Consider the following 13,942-nt stretch of genomic DNA (forward strand, 5'->3'; position numbering starts at 1 on the left):
ATGAAGGGGCTGGAGATCACAATGCTGGTGCTATACGGGGCTTGTTTGGTGTTCCTGTTTTTCTACAGTTTGGCTCAACTTCACCTCACCGTCCTTTATAGGCGTTTTCGGAAAAAGACAGCAGAAACTCCTTCCCCTCCTCTTCACTGGCCCAAGATAACCGTCCAACTCCCCCTTTACAATGAACTCTACGTAGCGGAACGTCTCTTGCAGGCTGTAGCTGCATTAGATTACCCGCCCGGTTTGCTTCAAATTCTGGTGCTGGATGACTCAACTGATGAGACAGTCTCATTGGTAGCCAAACAGGTTCAGATTCTACAAAGCCGGGGAGTCACTATAGAGCACATTCGCCGAATAGAACGAACTGGGTACAAAGCTGGGGCTTTACAGCACGCTATGCCGCTTTCTACCGGTGACTTCATAGTTATTTTTGACGCAGATTTCGTTCCAGAGCCTAATTTTTTAAAAAAAGCCCTTCCATACTTTACCTCAAATAGAATTGGGGTAGTGCAAACCCGTTGGGGCCATTTAAACCGAACCTATTCTATTTTAACCCAGCTTCAGGCTTTTGGCTTGGATGCGCATTTTACGGTTGAGCAAGGCGGCCGGAACGGAGGAAACCACTTCATCAACTTCAATGGCACCGCAGGCATCTGGCGCAAGGAAACTATTCTGGACGCGGGCGGGTGGCAACCCGATACGCTTACTGAGGATCTGGACCTGAGTTATAGGGCACAATTGCGGGGCTGGGAGTTCAAGTACGTGGAGGAAATAGCGGTGCCAGCCGAATTACCCGTTACCATGTCCGCCCTCCGTTCACAGCAGTACAGGTGGACCAAAGGGGCTGCTGAAACTGCCAGAAAACATCTCCTGCGGGTACTTAAGTCAAATAAGTCAGTTACCACCAAATGGCTGGCCTTCTTTCACCTGCTTAATAGTAGCGTTTTTGTGGCGGTTTTGCTGGCGGCAATCCTGAGTGTACCGGTAATGCTGGTGCAACCTAAATACCCCGAAGTAACTCACCTGTTTGCCCTATCCTCCGTCTTCAAAATCAGCTTTCTTATCTTAGCCTTCTTCTACTGGACATCTGAACGGCAGTTGTACTCCAATAAGCTCTCTCCCTGGTCTTTTTCCCTTCGGTTCTCCCTGTTCCTGGTCATGTCATTGGGACTATCATTGCATAATGCTCTGGCCGTAATTGAAGGCTTTATGGGTAGAAAAACACCGTTCATCCGCACACCTAAGTTTAACCTCTCGGCACAAAAAGAGAACTGGCGCCAAAATAAATATACCCTGCCTCAGGTTCCGCCACTTACGTGGGTAGAGGGATTGCTTTGCCTGTATTTCCTGGGTGGTGTGGTACTGGCATTTGTCCAGCAGGATTTCGGATTTCTGCCCTATCACCTGATGCTTCTTTTGGGGTTCGGGTTGGTGTTCGGGTACACGTTGCGTCATAGCAAATGAAAGGGGGTTCAATAGCTACTTTTGAGACACAGAGAGGACTGCTCTTGTTTTCCATTGTAGTCTCCTTTATAGTGATCTATTTTCTGGGGTACATGACCCAACGGACTGAGTTTGAGCAATTGCTTCTGTGGTTTGGAGCTGCATTTATAGCTTATTTTCTGCAAATAAGGTCCAAACTGTCCCTTTCACACGGGCTGCTTTTAGGTCTTGTGCTACGTCTTATCTTACTCTTTGCCTTTCCTGCTCTTTCAAATGATTATTTCCGATTTTTTTGGGACGGGCATCTCTTGCAGAATGGATTAAATCCTTTTCTCACGCTTCCGAGCCAATGGATGCAGAATGGGAATGCCCTGCCAGCCGGACTTACCCCAGAGTTGTACCAATCCCTCAACTCGGCCAACTATTACTCGGTGTATCCGCCTGTTTGCCAATTTGTTTTTTGGGTAAGCACCCTAATTAAAGACAACATCCTAGCCAGTGTGGTCCTGATGCGGCTTTGCCTTTTGCTGGCGGAAGTTGGTACGCTGTGGCTTTTACCAAAAGTTCTGCAGAAACTACACTTGCCTCCCAGGCAAGCCTTATGGTATGCCCTAAACCCCGCCATCATTCTGGAACTTACCGGAAATCTCCATTTTGAGGCGTTCATGATTTTTTTTCTGGTCTGCGCCCTGTACTTTTTCTCTCATGGAAAATGGAGGTTTGCGGCTGTTTTAATAGGGCTTTCTGTGGCTAGTAAGTTGTTGCCGCTGCTGTTGCTTCCGCTGCTCCCCAGATATTTAGGCTGGCGGAAAGCTGTGGGCGCAGGGTTGATTGTTGCAGGTACGCTTCTGCTCCTGTTTCTTCCTTTCTTGAGTGCAGCTTTTGTAGCTCATTTTGGCTCAAGCCTAAACCTGTACTTTCAAAAGTTTGAGTTTAATGCCAGTTTCTACTACCTGCTGCGTGAAATAGGTTTCTGGCTTGTGGGTTTTAACGTGATCTCTTACGTAGGACCAGGTCTCTCCCTGCTCACTATTCTCTTCGCCTTTTGGGTTGGCTTCTATCAAAAGCAAGAGCAGAAAGGTATTACCTGGCTTGCAACTTCTTCTCTTACACTTCTGACAGTGTACCTATGCTTCTCTACCACGGTACACCCCTGGTACATAAGTACCTTGGTAGCGCTAGCGTCCTGCACCCGCTTCAGGTACCCGATGGTATGGTCTGCAATGGCAGTTTTGTCTTATGCAACTTATCTATCCCCCACGTACCAGGAGAACCTTTGGTTAGTCGCCATTGAATACCTGGTAGTGTTTGGTGTTTTAGGGCTGGAATTAAAAAAAGGCCAAGAAAACAGAAAACTGGTTTCCACTCCATGAAAACCTCAGTCCCATAAACCTAAAACGAAAGTGTCTCCCTTGGTAAGAGAGACACTTTCGTTTTAGGTGATTTTCTGAAAATAAGCTTTAAACCAACCTAAACTTCCATTCCTTTCAACTCCTTCATAGGCCGAAGGAAGAAATCATTTAGGGGTTTCACGGCTTTCATTGCTGCCAGACACTCGTCATACAGCCTTTCGCTGGTGACTACTTCATCGGTGAGCATGTAGGTGGTGTTCCAGCTTTTATGGCGGAGCAAGTCTATGGCTGGGTTTTCGCTGTCGTATCCTTTTGGGGTAGTTTTTGTTTTTTCACCCGCCAAACCTGAGTAGTACTTCTTAAAAGACGGGGCATTCAGCAGGGCTTTCAGCTCATCATAATTGTAGTCAATTTCCTGCCGGATGGCTTTCAGTTCAGGGGCTGGAGGCATCCAGACGCCACCAGCCAGGAAAGATCCATCGTTTGGACTGATGTGCAGATAAAACCCAGGGTTGATGGTTTTGCGGCCGCCCTCGGCCATGTACGCGCAGATGTGGTTTTTATACGGGCGCTTGTCATTAGAGAAACGCAAATCGCGGTAAATCCGGAACATCAGGGCTTTAGCCTCCTGTCCTTCAAGTGCTGGTTCAAAGTCTGATGCTCCTTGCAGAAGGGTTTTCAGGAAAGAAATGAAATCCTGACGGGCCGCCTCATACCGGCTTCGGTTTATTTCAAACCACTCACGTTGGTTATTCAGCTGAAGGTCCCTAATAAAATCCAGGGTAGATTGATCTAAATATTTTTTCATGGAGTCTCTTGAGTGTGGCTTAGGGCCATGTGCTGTGAACAAGGGAGAACAAAGGTAAGTTCTGCTAGTTTCACCGCTTTAAGGTAGGCCCAGGGAAAACGGAATTACAGATGATAGCCGTTTTCCTGAAAACAAGCCTAAAGCTTTTTACTTGATCAAGGCTTTGTACACCTGAATAAGCCTTTGTTGCGGAGAACCCATAAAGTACAGCAACATGACTAGCCCGTAAGCAAACTGTAAACGTACGTTCCCGTTCTGTTCGTATTTGCGTGACGAAACCAAAACCTCTTTAGGTACTATCCGGAACTTGGCTCTCTTGGCAAGCCGCCTGATGAGGTCATATTCCTCCATGACCACCAGCTGTTCATCATAGCCTCCCTCTTTCAGGAACAGGTCGCGGGTTACAAACAGCGTCTGGCCTCCGCCTCTGAATAATAGGCCCGGAAAACGGGTGCAATAAGAATTCAAAAGCAGAAATCTACTGGATGTCTTAAAGCGGCTCCTAAAGCAGCCGCAACGTTTCCCTTGCGCAACAGCTTTTACTACTTCAGCATCAAAGCCCTGGGGAGGCCATGAATCGGCATGGATGAAGTGCAGGATTTCTCCTTTTGCTGCCCTTGCGCCAGCATTCATTTGCCTGGCCCGGCTTGCCTGAGGGCATTTCACTACGGATGCCCCGGCTGCTTCGGCGGTACTTACCGTTTTGTCCTGACTTCCGCCATCGGCTACAATGATTTCCTCCAGAAAACCAGCAGATGCTTCAAACAGATGCTGTACCAGGGAGCCAATCAGTCCTTCTTCCTGGAGGGTAGGAATGATGACACTTATTTTCATTTGGTTTGTGCTGATGCTTGCAGTTGAGGCCAATGCACCAGGTCTGCTTCCTCATCTACATCAGCTAGTTGAGGTAGTAGAGAAACAGCCAGGTTCAATTGTTGAGCGGCGGCGAGGGTGGAAGTCAACACTTTGTCTGTACTCCAGGGAATGTTGGCAAAAAGCTCAGGCACCAGAAAGTTAATGCCTAAAAGGTAATACCCTCCATCTTGTGCCGGCCCTATGACCACATCAGAGGTTTCTAATTTTAGAAAAGCTTCTTCTATGAGCTGGCTTGAAATTCCCGGGCAATCACTTCCTATAATGATGATCGGGGAAAACCCTTCCACCAATCCTTGCGCAAAAGTTTCGTGCATGCGGTGGCCCAGTTCATTTTTGGTTGATTGTAACCGCTTTTCAAAATTACCCTGTGACCACAGGTCTACTTCTGAAACTTCATCGGCATAACACACCCATTTCACCGCTTCTACTGGTACAATGGCATTGTGGGTTATTTGAAGCAGTTGCTCATACACCTGCAGGGCTCTTTCATTTCCAATGGTGCTGGCTAAGCGGGTTTTCACCTTACCCAATTTGGGAGCGCGTACAAAAACAAGCAGTAGTCGTTTATTCATATGCCTTTTCTCCTTTGTTCAACCAAATCCCCCATTTTTTTGAATAGGCATGCACCTTATTGGTAGGTCCTTGGGCATTGACAATGGGGAGGCCTTCGTTAACCCACTGAAAAATGCCTCCATATAAGTTATACACGGCTGGGTACCCCAGGGCCTTCAATCGTTCGCCTATCCGTTCACTTCGGTAGCCTACACTGCAATACACCACCAAGGTTTTGTTTTTAGGCAGGCGTTGAAGCTCTTGATCCCTCACTTTATCAAAGTGGAGGAATCGGGCTGAATTAATGTGACTTACGCTGTATTCTGAAGGGGTGCGGATATCTAACAAGAGTATATCAGAAGGCTGTTGCTTCAGTTTAACCGCCAACTCGCCAGGTGAAAGCGTAGGAACGGTGTTTTTGTAAAGCGAGGAGAGCATAAGTTCATAGCCTCTTGAGACTCCTTGCCCTTTAGCGGGAGGGAAACTAAACAAGAGTAAGAACAAGCCCAGGAACACCCTGCTAAACAGTTTTTTCATGTTCAGGAAACCGTTTCGCCACCACAGCTGGATCCGGCGCCGGCCGTGCACCCATAGCAATGCTGGTTAATTACGATGTTTCGGGCGGTGAGAGCTTCCAGGTGGAAGTCTCTGATATGGCGTGGAGCGCGGCTCTCAACCGGCAGTTCCAGCATCTGGTTGAAATCACAATCATACAATGAACCCTCCCACCCTACGGAAACCGTGTTGCGGCACATGACGTTTGCGGCGGCGGCAGGATTAAAGGCATTGACCAACTTCTCCATGTACGGCTCATAATTACCCGTGGAAATAAGGTAATCTAAGTACCGGCTGATGGGCAAATTCGTGATTGCAAAAAGGTTGTTGAATGTGATGTCGTAGCCTTGCTTCAATCTTCTTTTGAATTCACCCTCCAGTGCTTTCTGGTTCCCAGGCAAAAAAGATCCCGCAGGATTATACACGAGGTCCAGCATTAAGCCACTTCCCTCCTGCCCGTAGCCCACCGCATTCAGCATCTGTAAGGCTTTGATGGATTTGTCAAAAACCCCGTCTCCCCGTTGGGTATCAGTTCGGCTGGCGGTAAAATACGGAAGCGAAGAAACCACCTGCACCCGATGCTGTTTGAAGAACTCGGGCAGGTCGTGGTACTTCTTATTGGCTAAGATGATGGTGAGGTTGCAACGTACTATGATCTGGCGCCCAAGTTTTGAAATCTCCTCCACAAACCACCTGAAGTAAGGGTTCATTTCAGGTGCACCGCCGGTCAAATCCACTACGGGTATGTCTGTTTGTGCAAGAGCATCCAGGCACAACTGCATGGTTTCGCGGGTCATGATTTCCTTGCGGTCTGGTCCGGCATCTACGTGGCAGTGCTTGCAAACCTGGTTGCACATCTTGCCCACGTTGATCTGCAGAATAGAAATTTGGGTTGGTTTAAGAGGCAACAATCCATGGTCCAGCAGCCGCTGCCCAAACATCGGAAAAGCTGTACCCTGCTGTTGCGGCTGCATAAGCACATCCAGCTGGAAAGCAGTATCAGCGAAAGGACTATTTTGCGCGGCTAAGGATTTCATGTTGTCAGGAGTGGATTGTTGAATGAGTGAATGGTTGAAAGAGTGATTGAGTGAAGGTCGGAATGAATAAACTGGTACAAGGAATAGAAAAGTTTTTCACTTCTTTTTTCAACCACTCACTCATTCATTCTCTCATTCACTCATTAATCTTTACATCATTACCTCTTTTACCTTGTTCATCATTTGAACGCCGTGCACCAGCGCAGCCCCTCCTTTTATAGCAGCAGCCACGTGAATGGCTTCCATCATTTGAGCTTCATCGGCTCCTTTTTCCAAAGAACCAGTGGTATAGGCATCTATGCAGTACGGGCACTGTACAGCATGGGCAACGGCCAGCGCAATGAGGGCTTTCTCACGCTCAGTGAGCGCGCCTTCTTTGAATACCTCGCCGTAATAGTCAAAAAACTTGGCGGCTAAGGTGGGCTGGAATTCTGATATAGACCCAAACTTGCCTAGGTCTGCGGAATTATAATAGGTCTTTTCCATAGGAATAATATTCAATAGCCTAGCTTCTATTTAGCCAGCCTTTGTTCATACGTGTGGTAGATGATATACTAGTTTGTTATGGAGTTGTTTTTATGAAAGCACCTTAAAAGAACTTTCATCAACAAGTACCTAAATGGACCATAGGGGGAAACAGAAGGCTTACCTTCCAAAGCTGGTACCCATCACGTACATTTCTTCCATAGTAGGATTCACGCTGCCGCCTACCGGTTCAAGGGTAACGGCAAACGCCTGTGCCTCTTCTACTGATTTCATCTTCACCAGTGCACTATCGGTAGATTTCACCAGGCCCGCGTCAATGGGTTTGCCTTGGGCCAACGCCCATAATTGGTACTGTTTGCCATCTGGTGCTGCTGGTAGCTTAGCAGGATCAAAATATACTTCTTTTGATTCCTGGTTCCAGAAAACAGTGGCTTGGGCATCTGGGTGCTGGGTTACCCCTTTCAATTGCACGGCAAGAGTCTGCGGATTCCGCAAAACACCCAATAAATTTTCTGATTGGAGGCTTCTGTTTTCCAGTTGGTTTACTTGCAAGGCATACTGCCGGGTAGTTTGCTGCGCACTCACCAATTCATTGCGGGTCTCCCGCAGAGAGCTGTAGAGATACACATTGGCCGCGGCACTAATCAATAATAATATAACGGCTGCTATCTGCCACCAGCGACTGGGTTCCTGTACTGAGCTTGAATCTTGTTCAGAAGAAGTAAAAGGCAAAACTTTTCCTTCAGTAGCCGCTGAATTGGCAACCGAAGAAGCATTGGTGAGGTATAACTGACGTAGAATCTGATCTTCCAGTTCCGGACGTGGGGGTTTGGCATGGGTAAGCGCATACACCTCCATGGTATAAAGGCACTCCTCTAGGGCGGCCCGTACTTCTGGGTGCTGTACGGCCATACGCTCTACTTCCTCGCTTTCTGAGGGAGTGAGACCACCGGCTGCGTACAGCTCCAGTACTCCTGAATCTATGTACTCCTGTATATTCAACTCTATTTGATTAATTTGCTCAAGAATTTGATAGCCATTCGGGCACGGGTTTTAACAGTTCCAAGTGGGATGTTCAGCTCTTCAGCCACCTCACTTTGTGTGAACCCATTAAAGTACATCAAATCTATGATTACTTTTTGATCTGGGTTCAATTTGTCTGTCATTTCCTGAAGCCCGATATGGTCTGGCTTAATACCCTCACTGCTCACCATGTGGGACGTAACAGTGTTCTCCATGGGCTGTGTTCTTGAACTTACGCGATATTGTTTGGAGCGGATTTTATCAATGGCCAAATTCCTGGAAATGTTGAGCATCCAGGTAAAGAGCCGACCCTTTTGCTCATCATAGGTAGGAAAAGCAGTCCATATTTTTACAAAACTCTCCTGAAGAACATCCTCGGCCACCTCCTCCTGCTTGACTATGCGGAGAATCACCCCGTACAACGCAGCCGAGTAGTTACGATACAGAAGAGTCATTGCTCGCTGGTCTTGCGCACGTAATTGCGCTACCAGTCCCTCTTCAGAAGTAAGATTCAATGTTGTGTCCAACAATTATAACATTAAGCCATACGGCGGTGGAGTTTGTGCATGTGTTGGGGGATGAATGTTCCATGCAATTACGTAACTATTTTAACATTGCAAGGTAGAATATGTTTAAGCTTTCCTGCCTTGCGTGCCACGCAACATCGTATTATTACGGACAATCCAAGCAGAAGTTCCTCACTTTAGCAGGAAAAGTCTAAACAATTTAACATAACACTATGCCAATCCAAACACTTAATCCATACACAAATAAAGTAGAAAAATCCTTTGATTCCGCCACCCCGCAGGAAATAGAGGAAACCCTGAAAAGGTCAGACGAAGCTTTCCAAATCTGGCGCACCACCTCCTTTATGCAGCGGTCTACTTTGATGCAACGTGCCGGCGATGAGCTAGCCAGCAACACAGACTATTACGCCAAAATTATTTCCCTTGAAATGGGCAAGCCTTTAGCCCAATCTAGAGGTGAAATAAACAAATGCGCCTTGGTTTGCCACTACTATGCGCAACACGCAGAAGAATTCCTGCAAGACGAAGAAATCAGAACCAGTGCCGTCCGCAGCTTTATATCCTTTGAACCTCTGGGTACGGTATTAGCCGTCATGCCCTGGAATTTCCCGTTCTGGCAGGTGTTCCGGTTTGCGGCCCCTGCCTTGATGGCTGGCAACGTAGGGTTACTGAAACATGCCTCTAACGTTCCGCAGTGTGCGCTGGCCATACAGGAAGTTTTTGACAAAGTGGGCTTCCCCAAAGGCTGTTTCCAGTCGCTGCTCATTGGGTCCAAAGAAGTAGAACAGTTGATCAAGGATGACCGCATCAAGGCCGTGACCCTGACAGGCAGTGAGGCAGCCGGCGCCAAAGTTGCTTCCGTGGCCGGAAACGAGATCAAGAAAACCGTGCTGGAACTGGGTGGCTCAGACGCATTCATTGTCTTAGCCGATGCTGACGTAGAAGCCGTAGCCCAAAAAGCCGCCGCCGCCCGGCTCATCAACACCGGGCAAAGCTGCATTGCCGCGAAACGTTTTATCTTGGAGAAGCCCATCGCAGAGGAGTTTTTAGTCGCTTTTTCCAAAAACCTTCAGAAAAAGCGGACTGGTAATCCGCTGGAAGACGAAGACATTGACTATGGCCCCTTAGCCCGGGTAGACCTTGCGCAGGAACTTACTGAGCAGGTAGAACGATCCGTGGCGGCGGGAGCCCACCTATACCTTAAGGGCGGACAACCTGACCCGGACAAAGCGCTCTTCCACCCGGCCATTCTAACGGACATCAAACCTGGTAACCCCGCCTATGTAGAAGAGTTTTTCGGGCCGGTGGCCTTGGTGTTTATTGCCGAAGATGCCCAGGATGCCGTGCGTATAGCGAACGACTCCCCATTTGGATTAGGGGGCTCAGTCTGGACCAATGACCTCAAACGCGGGCAGGAACTGGCCAGAAAGGTAGAAGCCGGAGCGGTGTTTGTAAACGCCATTGTAGCCTCTGACCCTGCCCTGCCGTTTGGGGGTGTAAAAAAATCGGGGTACGGGCGTGAGTTGTCTTACCTGGGCATCAGGGAGTTCGTTAACCAGAAAACCATTTGGGTGAGTGATCCTCAGGAATAACCCAGCAGTTTGTACGTCATGTATCCTACCCACTCGTGTATGAGGTGCGACCATTTTTGGAGAGCACCAGAGTTAGAAATCAGCAGATCATCTAAATGAAAACTGCGGTCATGGGTCTGGAAGTCGGCCGGGAAGGTGTCGAATTCCAGACCCACTTTTTTGAAGCAGCCCTGTGCCCGTCGCATGTGAAACGCTGAGGTGATGAGTAACCTTTTCTGTAGTTCTGGGTGTCTTTGCAACAACTCTTTGGTGTACTGAGCATTTTCGCGGGTGTTACGGCTGCGCTCTTCCAGCAAAATATCCTCGGCGGGTACGCCAGCATACAATGCGGTTTGCTGCAGATTACTAGCTTCTGTCTTTTGCACCTGCTTAAGAGCTCCCGAGCCACCAGAGATTATAATTTTCCTCAGCTTGCCCATTTTATACAGCTGAATGGCATCCAGTATCCGTTCTGGCCCTTCTCCGTAGTGCACGCGGTCATGGGAGCTTTTGTTTACTTCGGTTACACCCGTCAAGACAATACCAGCGTCATACTGCTTCACGTCATTCATTAGGACTGCCTCGGGCTCCCAAGCCAACCAGGCTTCATTACTTAAAAAAGGGTTGGTAAAAAACAGCAACAGCAGAAAGCCATGCCTAAAGGCAAATTCCTTTTTTGACTGTTTTCTGAAGAACAGCCCTAAAAGGAAGAGGGTCACAATCCATAACAAAGGGGAAGCGAGGTACTGAAGTATCTTGGAGAGAATAAAAAACATGTCACCGGCTAAACTACCACTGCAAGCCTCCTGCTTTTTGGGGAAGTGGTATTTTAATCATTACCCTAAGAAACGACGGATAACCCAAAGCACCAAACTAAGCAGAATACTTAACAGGAGCATAGTAGTAAACGGAGCGAAAACCTTAAAACCGGGCCTCTCCACCCGTACATCGCCAGGCAGACGTCCAAACCAATCCATGCGCGGCCCCACCACCCACACCACAAGCCCTACCAGAACAATGATAATTCCGAGAATGACCAAATACTTTCCTAATGGTTGCATATTTACTGGTGTTAGATGTTACTTACCTTTCTTCTATACTTACGGAAAGAACCCTATTTAGCTTATCCCTCTTCATTTTTGCTTTTCTAAGCCTGCGTCAACGTTGAAGCAAAACATCTTTCGTAAAGTGTTAAGGTTGGTAAGTGTGCTTTTGATGCTATAACTTGCCTTCAAGATTCAAGTACTATCTCGCTATAAACCTGCTCCTATGAAAGCTGTTGGTATCATCCCTGCTCGTTTTGCCTCTACCCGTTTCCCCGGAAAACCCCTGGTGATGCTGGATGGAAAATCCATGATTCAGCGGGTGTACGAACAAGCCACTACTGCAGACCTTCAGGAAGTGGTAGTGGCCACCGATGATGAAAAAATCAGGCAGCACGTTGAGGAGTTCGGCGGTAAAGTAGTCATGACCTCCCCTCACCACCAGAGCGGTACCGACCGTTGCTACGAAGCCTATACTCACCTGGGCACTTCCTTTGACGTAGTGGTAAATATCCAGGGCGATGAGCCTTTTATCCAACCCGAGCAGATCAATAAGGTCTTAAGCTGCTTTTCGCAGGAAGAGGCCCAAATCGCTACCCTCATCAAACCTATTATTAAAATAGAAGAACTGCTGAACCCCAACAGCCCCAAAGTGGTGATTGGCACCCAACAGCAAGCCCTTTATTTCAGCCGTCACCCAATTCCTTATCTTCGGGGAGCGGAGCAACAGGAGTGGCTAAACCAGCATGGCTATTTTAAACACATTGGCATTTACGGCTACCGCAGTACGGTTTTAGCTTTGCTGACCCAACTGGAACCTTCCAAGCTTGAGAAAGCAGAGTCTTTGGAGCAGTTGCGGTGGTTGGAGAATGGGTTTAAGATTGTAACGGCAGTAACAGAGTTAGAAACAATTGGTATTGATACCCCGGAGGATATGAAGAAGGCTCTTGCCTTTTTGCAGGGTACTGTAAGTAAGTAAGTTGGTTATTGGTGGCGAAGTAGACGGTTGATGCGAGGCCCTTATGCTTGGTTGTTCCATCTTTTACGATAAGCGCTCACGGCCGCGAGGCCACGTCTTCCCCTCTCGCACTGCCCTTTCGGCCTGAAAAGTTCATTGCTTTTAGCTTCTGCTTATCTAGAGCCAAAAGCGAGGGGCTCGATGGAAAGACTGGAACAAGGGGAAAGTAGCAAAGGGTGTTTTAACCTTCTTAAAAACCATTTCATGGTTCAAGTTTTCAACTTGGACCCACATTGATTGGAAGTTTGCAACTTCCATGAGGCAAGAAGCCTCAAAAGAGACGCAGAAAGCACCCCTATGAAATGTTTTCCTTTCCCCTCCTCCTCAAAATCACCCTCCTGCTTTCTTGGCTTTGTACCCCATGTCCAGCAATAGTTGGAGAACTTTGTCTCTGAAGTCTCCTTGAATGGTGATCTCTCCTTCTTTTGCGCTGCCGCCCACACCGCATTTTGACTTCAAGGTTTTGCCTAATGTCTGCAGATCTGCGTCCTGGCCTATGAAGCCGGTGATTAGGGTTACTTGTTTGCCGCCACGGCTTTTTTTGTCTAATTGGACACGCAAGTTTTGCTGCTGCGGTGGCAGGGTTTGAGTTGTTTCCTCCTGCTGGTAGTCGTATTCAAAATCTGGGTTGGTGGAGAAAACAACTCCATCGCGGTTCTTTTTGTTTTTGCTCATGTTATTTTGCTTTTGGCTCTAAAGCAGCAACCACTTCTAAAGACTTCGGGAACATTTGTACTTCAAAATCCTGTGCCTGGCCCATGAATTCCCCATCGGCATGGAAGCATTGCGGGCCTTCACTTTGTACGAAAACAGTGGAACAGGTGTGGAACTCTGCCAGGTTTGAATGCGCAATTTGCTTGGTCATCAAACCATACCCTAACTGAATAGCTTCGGCTACGCCCACGTGCCGGATAAGGCAAACGTCTATCAAGCCATCCTGAATGTCTGCCATGGGGGCAATGAAGGCATTGTTGCCGTACTGCGAGGCATTCGCGAAAGCCACCACAAAGAAATCAGAAGTCAATGCACGATCATTGATTTTGACGGTAGCTGCCTCTGATTTAAAGTTTCTGAACTCCCGAACCACTAATTGAATGTAGCTGCTCAAACCTCGTTTGGTACTCTTGGCAAAGACCGAACTTACCAGTCCATCAAACCCGATGCCGGCGGTGCAGAAGAATGGGTGATCGTTAATGGAACAGGAATCAATGTGATGGAACGTGGGCTGGTTTAGTAAGGCCAATGCCTGGGGTAAGTCCAGGGGAATACCCAGGTGACGCGCCAATCCATTGCCTGAACCTTTGGGCAAAATCCCCAAAGCAGAGGAAGTGTCTTTCAGGCCACGGGCTACTTCGTTTACGGTTCCATCCCCTCCTACCGCTACCACTAACCGGGCTCCATCAGCAGCGGCCTTCCGGGCCAGCTCAGTGGCATGTCCTGCGTATTCTGTAAAAATGATTTCAGGGGTCCAACGGGTGGTATCCAGGTGTTCTGAAATTAAATCAGGCACAGAGATACTGCTCCGCACCCCGGATTTCGGGTTCAGGATAAAACAAGCTTTTTCCGGGGCTGTGGTGGGTTCCATGGGCAGCAGGTTCTCTATAAGCCTTGTTCGGGAGCTTTTCGCCTCTTTTTTGAAAAGTATCTCAAA

The 13,942-nt window shown here is 48.0% G+C and carries 16 protein-coding genes; 4 read left to right on the forward strand and 12 right to left on the reverse strand.

Features of this window, described 5'->3' with window-relative positions:
- The gene (locus tag DC20_RS00060) at window positions 1-1,464 is read left to right on the forward strand and encodes a cellulose synthase family protein (protein ID WP_083470190.1); all 1,464 of its coding nucleotides are present in this window, start codon (window positions 1-3) and stop codon (window positions 1,462-1,464) included.
- Complete coding sequence (locus tag DC20_RS00065; RefSeq protein ID WP_062541959.1) at window positions 1,461-2,816, forward strand: glycosyltransferase 87 family protein; 1,356 nt, start codon at window positions 1,461-1,463, stop codon at window positions 2,814-2,816. Before DC20_RS00060 ends, DC20_RS00065 begins: the two co-directional genes overlap by 4 nt.
- Window positions 2,817-2,913: 97 nt before the next feature.
- On the opposite strand, the gene DC20_RS00070 is transcribed toward DC20_RS00065, so the two are convergent.
- The 8 genes from DC20_RS00070 to DC20_RS00105 all read right to left on the reverse strand — a co-directional run bounded on the left by DC20_RS00070 (window position 2,914) and on the right by DC20_RS00105 (window position 8,587).
- The gene (locus DC20_RS00070) at window positions 2,914-3,603 is read right to left on the reverse strand and encodes a DUF2461 domain-containing protein (RefSeq protein ID WP_062541960.1); all 690 of its coding nucleotides are present in this window, start codon (window positions 3,601-3,603) and stop codon (window positions 2,914-2,916) included.
- A gap of 147 nt (window positions 3,604-3,750) precedes the next feature.
- The gene (locus DC20_RS00075) at window positions 3,751-4,437 is read right to left on the reverse strand and encodes a TIGR04283 family arsenosugar biosynthesis glycosyltransferase (RefSeq protein WP_062541961.1); all 687 of its coding nucleotides are present in this window, start codon (window positions 4,435-4,437) and stop codon (window positions 3,751-3,753) included.
- Window positions 4,434-5,051: a TIGR04282 family arsenosugar biosynthesis glycosyltransferase gene (locus tag DC20_RS00080; protein ID WP_062541962.1), complete on the reverse strand. Its 618-nt coding sequence runs from the start codon at window positions 5,049-5,051 to the stop codon at window positions 4,434-4,436. Before DC20_RS00080 ends, DC20_RS00075 begins: the two co-directional genes overlap by 4 nt.
- The gene (locus DC20_RS00085) at window positions 5,044-5,568 is read right to left on the reverse strand and encodes a rhodanese-like domain-containing protein (protein WP_062541963.1); all 525 of its coding nucleotides are present in this window, start codon (window positions 5,566-5,568) and stop codon (window positions 5,044-5,046) included. Before DC20_RS00085 ends, DC20_RS00080 begins: the two co-directional genes overlap by 8 nt.
- Before the next feature lie 2 nt (window positions 5,569-5,570).
- Complete coding sequence (arsS, locus tag DC20_RS00090; RefSeq protein WP_062541964.1) at window positions 5,571-6,623, reverse strand: arsenosugar biosynthesis radical SAM (seleno)protein ArsS; 1,053 nt, start codon at window positions 6,621-6,623, stop codon at window positions 5,571-5,573.
- A gap of 150 nt (window positions 6,624-6,773) precedes the next feature.
- Window positions 6,774-7,109, reverse strand: coding sequence for an arsenosugar biosynthesis-associated peroxidase-like protein (locus DC20_RS00095; RefSeq protein WP_062541965.1), 336 nt, complete (start codon window positions 7,107-7,109; stop codon window positions 6,774-6,776).
- Between the two features lie 159 nt (window positions 7,110-7,268).
- Complete coding sequence (locus DC20_RS00100; RefSeq protein WP_062541966.1) at window positions 7,269-8,111, reverse strand: anti-sigma factor; 843 nt, start codon at window positions 8,109-8,111, stop codon at window positions 7,269-7,271.
- Between the two features lie 2 nt (window positions 8,112-8,113).
- A complete protein-coding gene (locus DC20_RS00105; protein ID WP_083470404.1) occupies window positions 8,114-8,587 on the reverse strand; it encodes an RNA polymerase sigma factor in 474 nt (157 codons plus the stop codon).
- 284 nt (window positions 8,588-8,871) lie between these two features.
- Here DC20_RS00105 and DC20_RS00110 point away from each other — a divergent pair, with 284 nt between their 5' ends.
- A complete protein-coding gene (locus tag DC20_RS00110; RefSeq protein WP_157592990.1) occupies window positions 8,872-10,251 on the forward strand; it encodes an NAD-dependent succinate-semialdehyde dehydrogenase in 1,380 nt (459 codons plus the stop codon).
- On the opposite strand, the gene DC20_RS00115 is transcribed toward DC20_RS00110, so the two are convergent.
- On the reverse strand, window positions 10,242-11,006 hold the full coding sequence (locus DC20_RS00115; protein ID WP_062541967.1) for a YdcF family protein: 765 nt from the start codon (window positions 11,004-11,006) through the stop codon (window positions 10,242-10,244). The genes DC20_RS00110 and DC20_RS00115 overlap by 10 nt on opposite strands.
- A gap of 60 nt (window positions 11,007-11,066) precedes the next feature.
- Complete coding sequence (locus DC20_RS00120; protein WP_062541968.1) at window positions 11,067-11,291, reverse strand: DUF2905 domain-containing protein; 225 nt, start codon at window positions 11,289-11,291, stop codon at window positions 11,067-11,069.
- 208 nt (window positions 11,292-11,499) lie between these two features.
- Between DC20_RS00120 and kdsB the strand changes: the two genes are divergently transcribed.
- On the forward strand, window positions 11,500-12,252 hold the full coding sequence (gene kdsB, locus DC20_RS00125) for a 3-deoxy-manno-octulosonate cytidylyltransferase (protein ID WP_062541969.1): 753 nt from the start codon (window positions 11,500-11,502) through the stop codon (window positions 12,250-12,252).
- 369 nt (window positions 12,253-12,621) lie between these two features.
- Here kdsB and DC20_RS00130 read toward each other — a convergent pair whose 3' ends face one another.
- Together DC20_RS00130 and DC20_RS00135 are read right to left on the reverse strand one after the other, a co-directional pair.
- On the reverse strand, window positions 12,622-12,966 hold the full coding sequence (locus DC20_RS00130) for a translation initiation factor (RefSeq protein WP_062541970.1): 345 nt from the start codon (window positions 12,964-12,966) through the stop codon (window positions 12,622-12,624).
- A gap of 1 nt (window position 12,967) precedes the next feature.
- Window positions 12,968-13,876, reverse strand: a complete 909-nt coding sequence (locus tag DC20_RS00135; protein ID WP_062541971.1) for a diacylglycerol/lipid kinase family protein — start codon at window positions 13,874-13,876, stop codon at window positions 12,968-12,970.
- Between the last annotated feature and the right edge of the window lie 66 nt (window positions 13,877-13,942).

It is taken from the genome of Rufibacter tibetensis, from assembly GCF_001310085.1.
Classification (GTDB): domain Bacteria; phylum Bacteroidota; class Bacteroidia; order Cytophagales; family Hymenobacteraceae; genus Nibribacter; species Nibribacter tibetensis.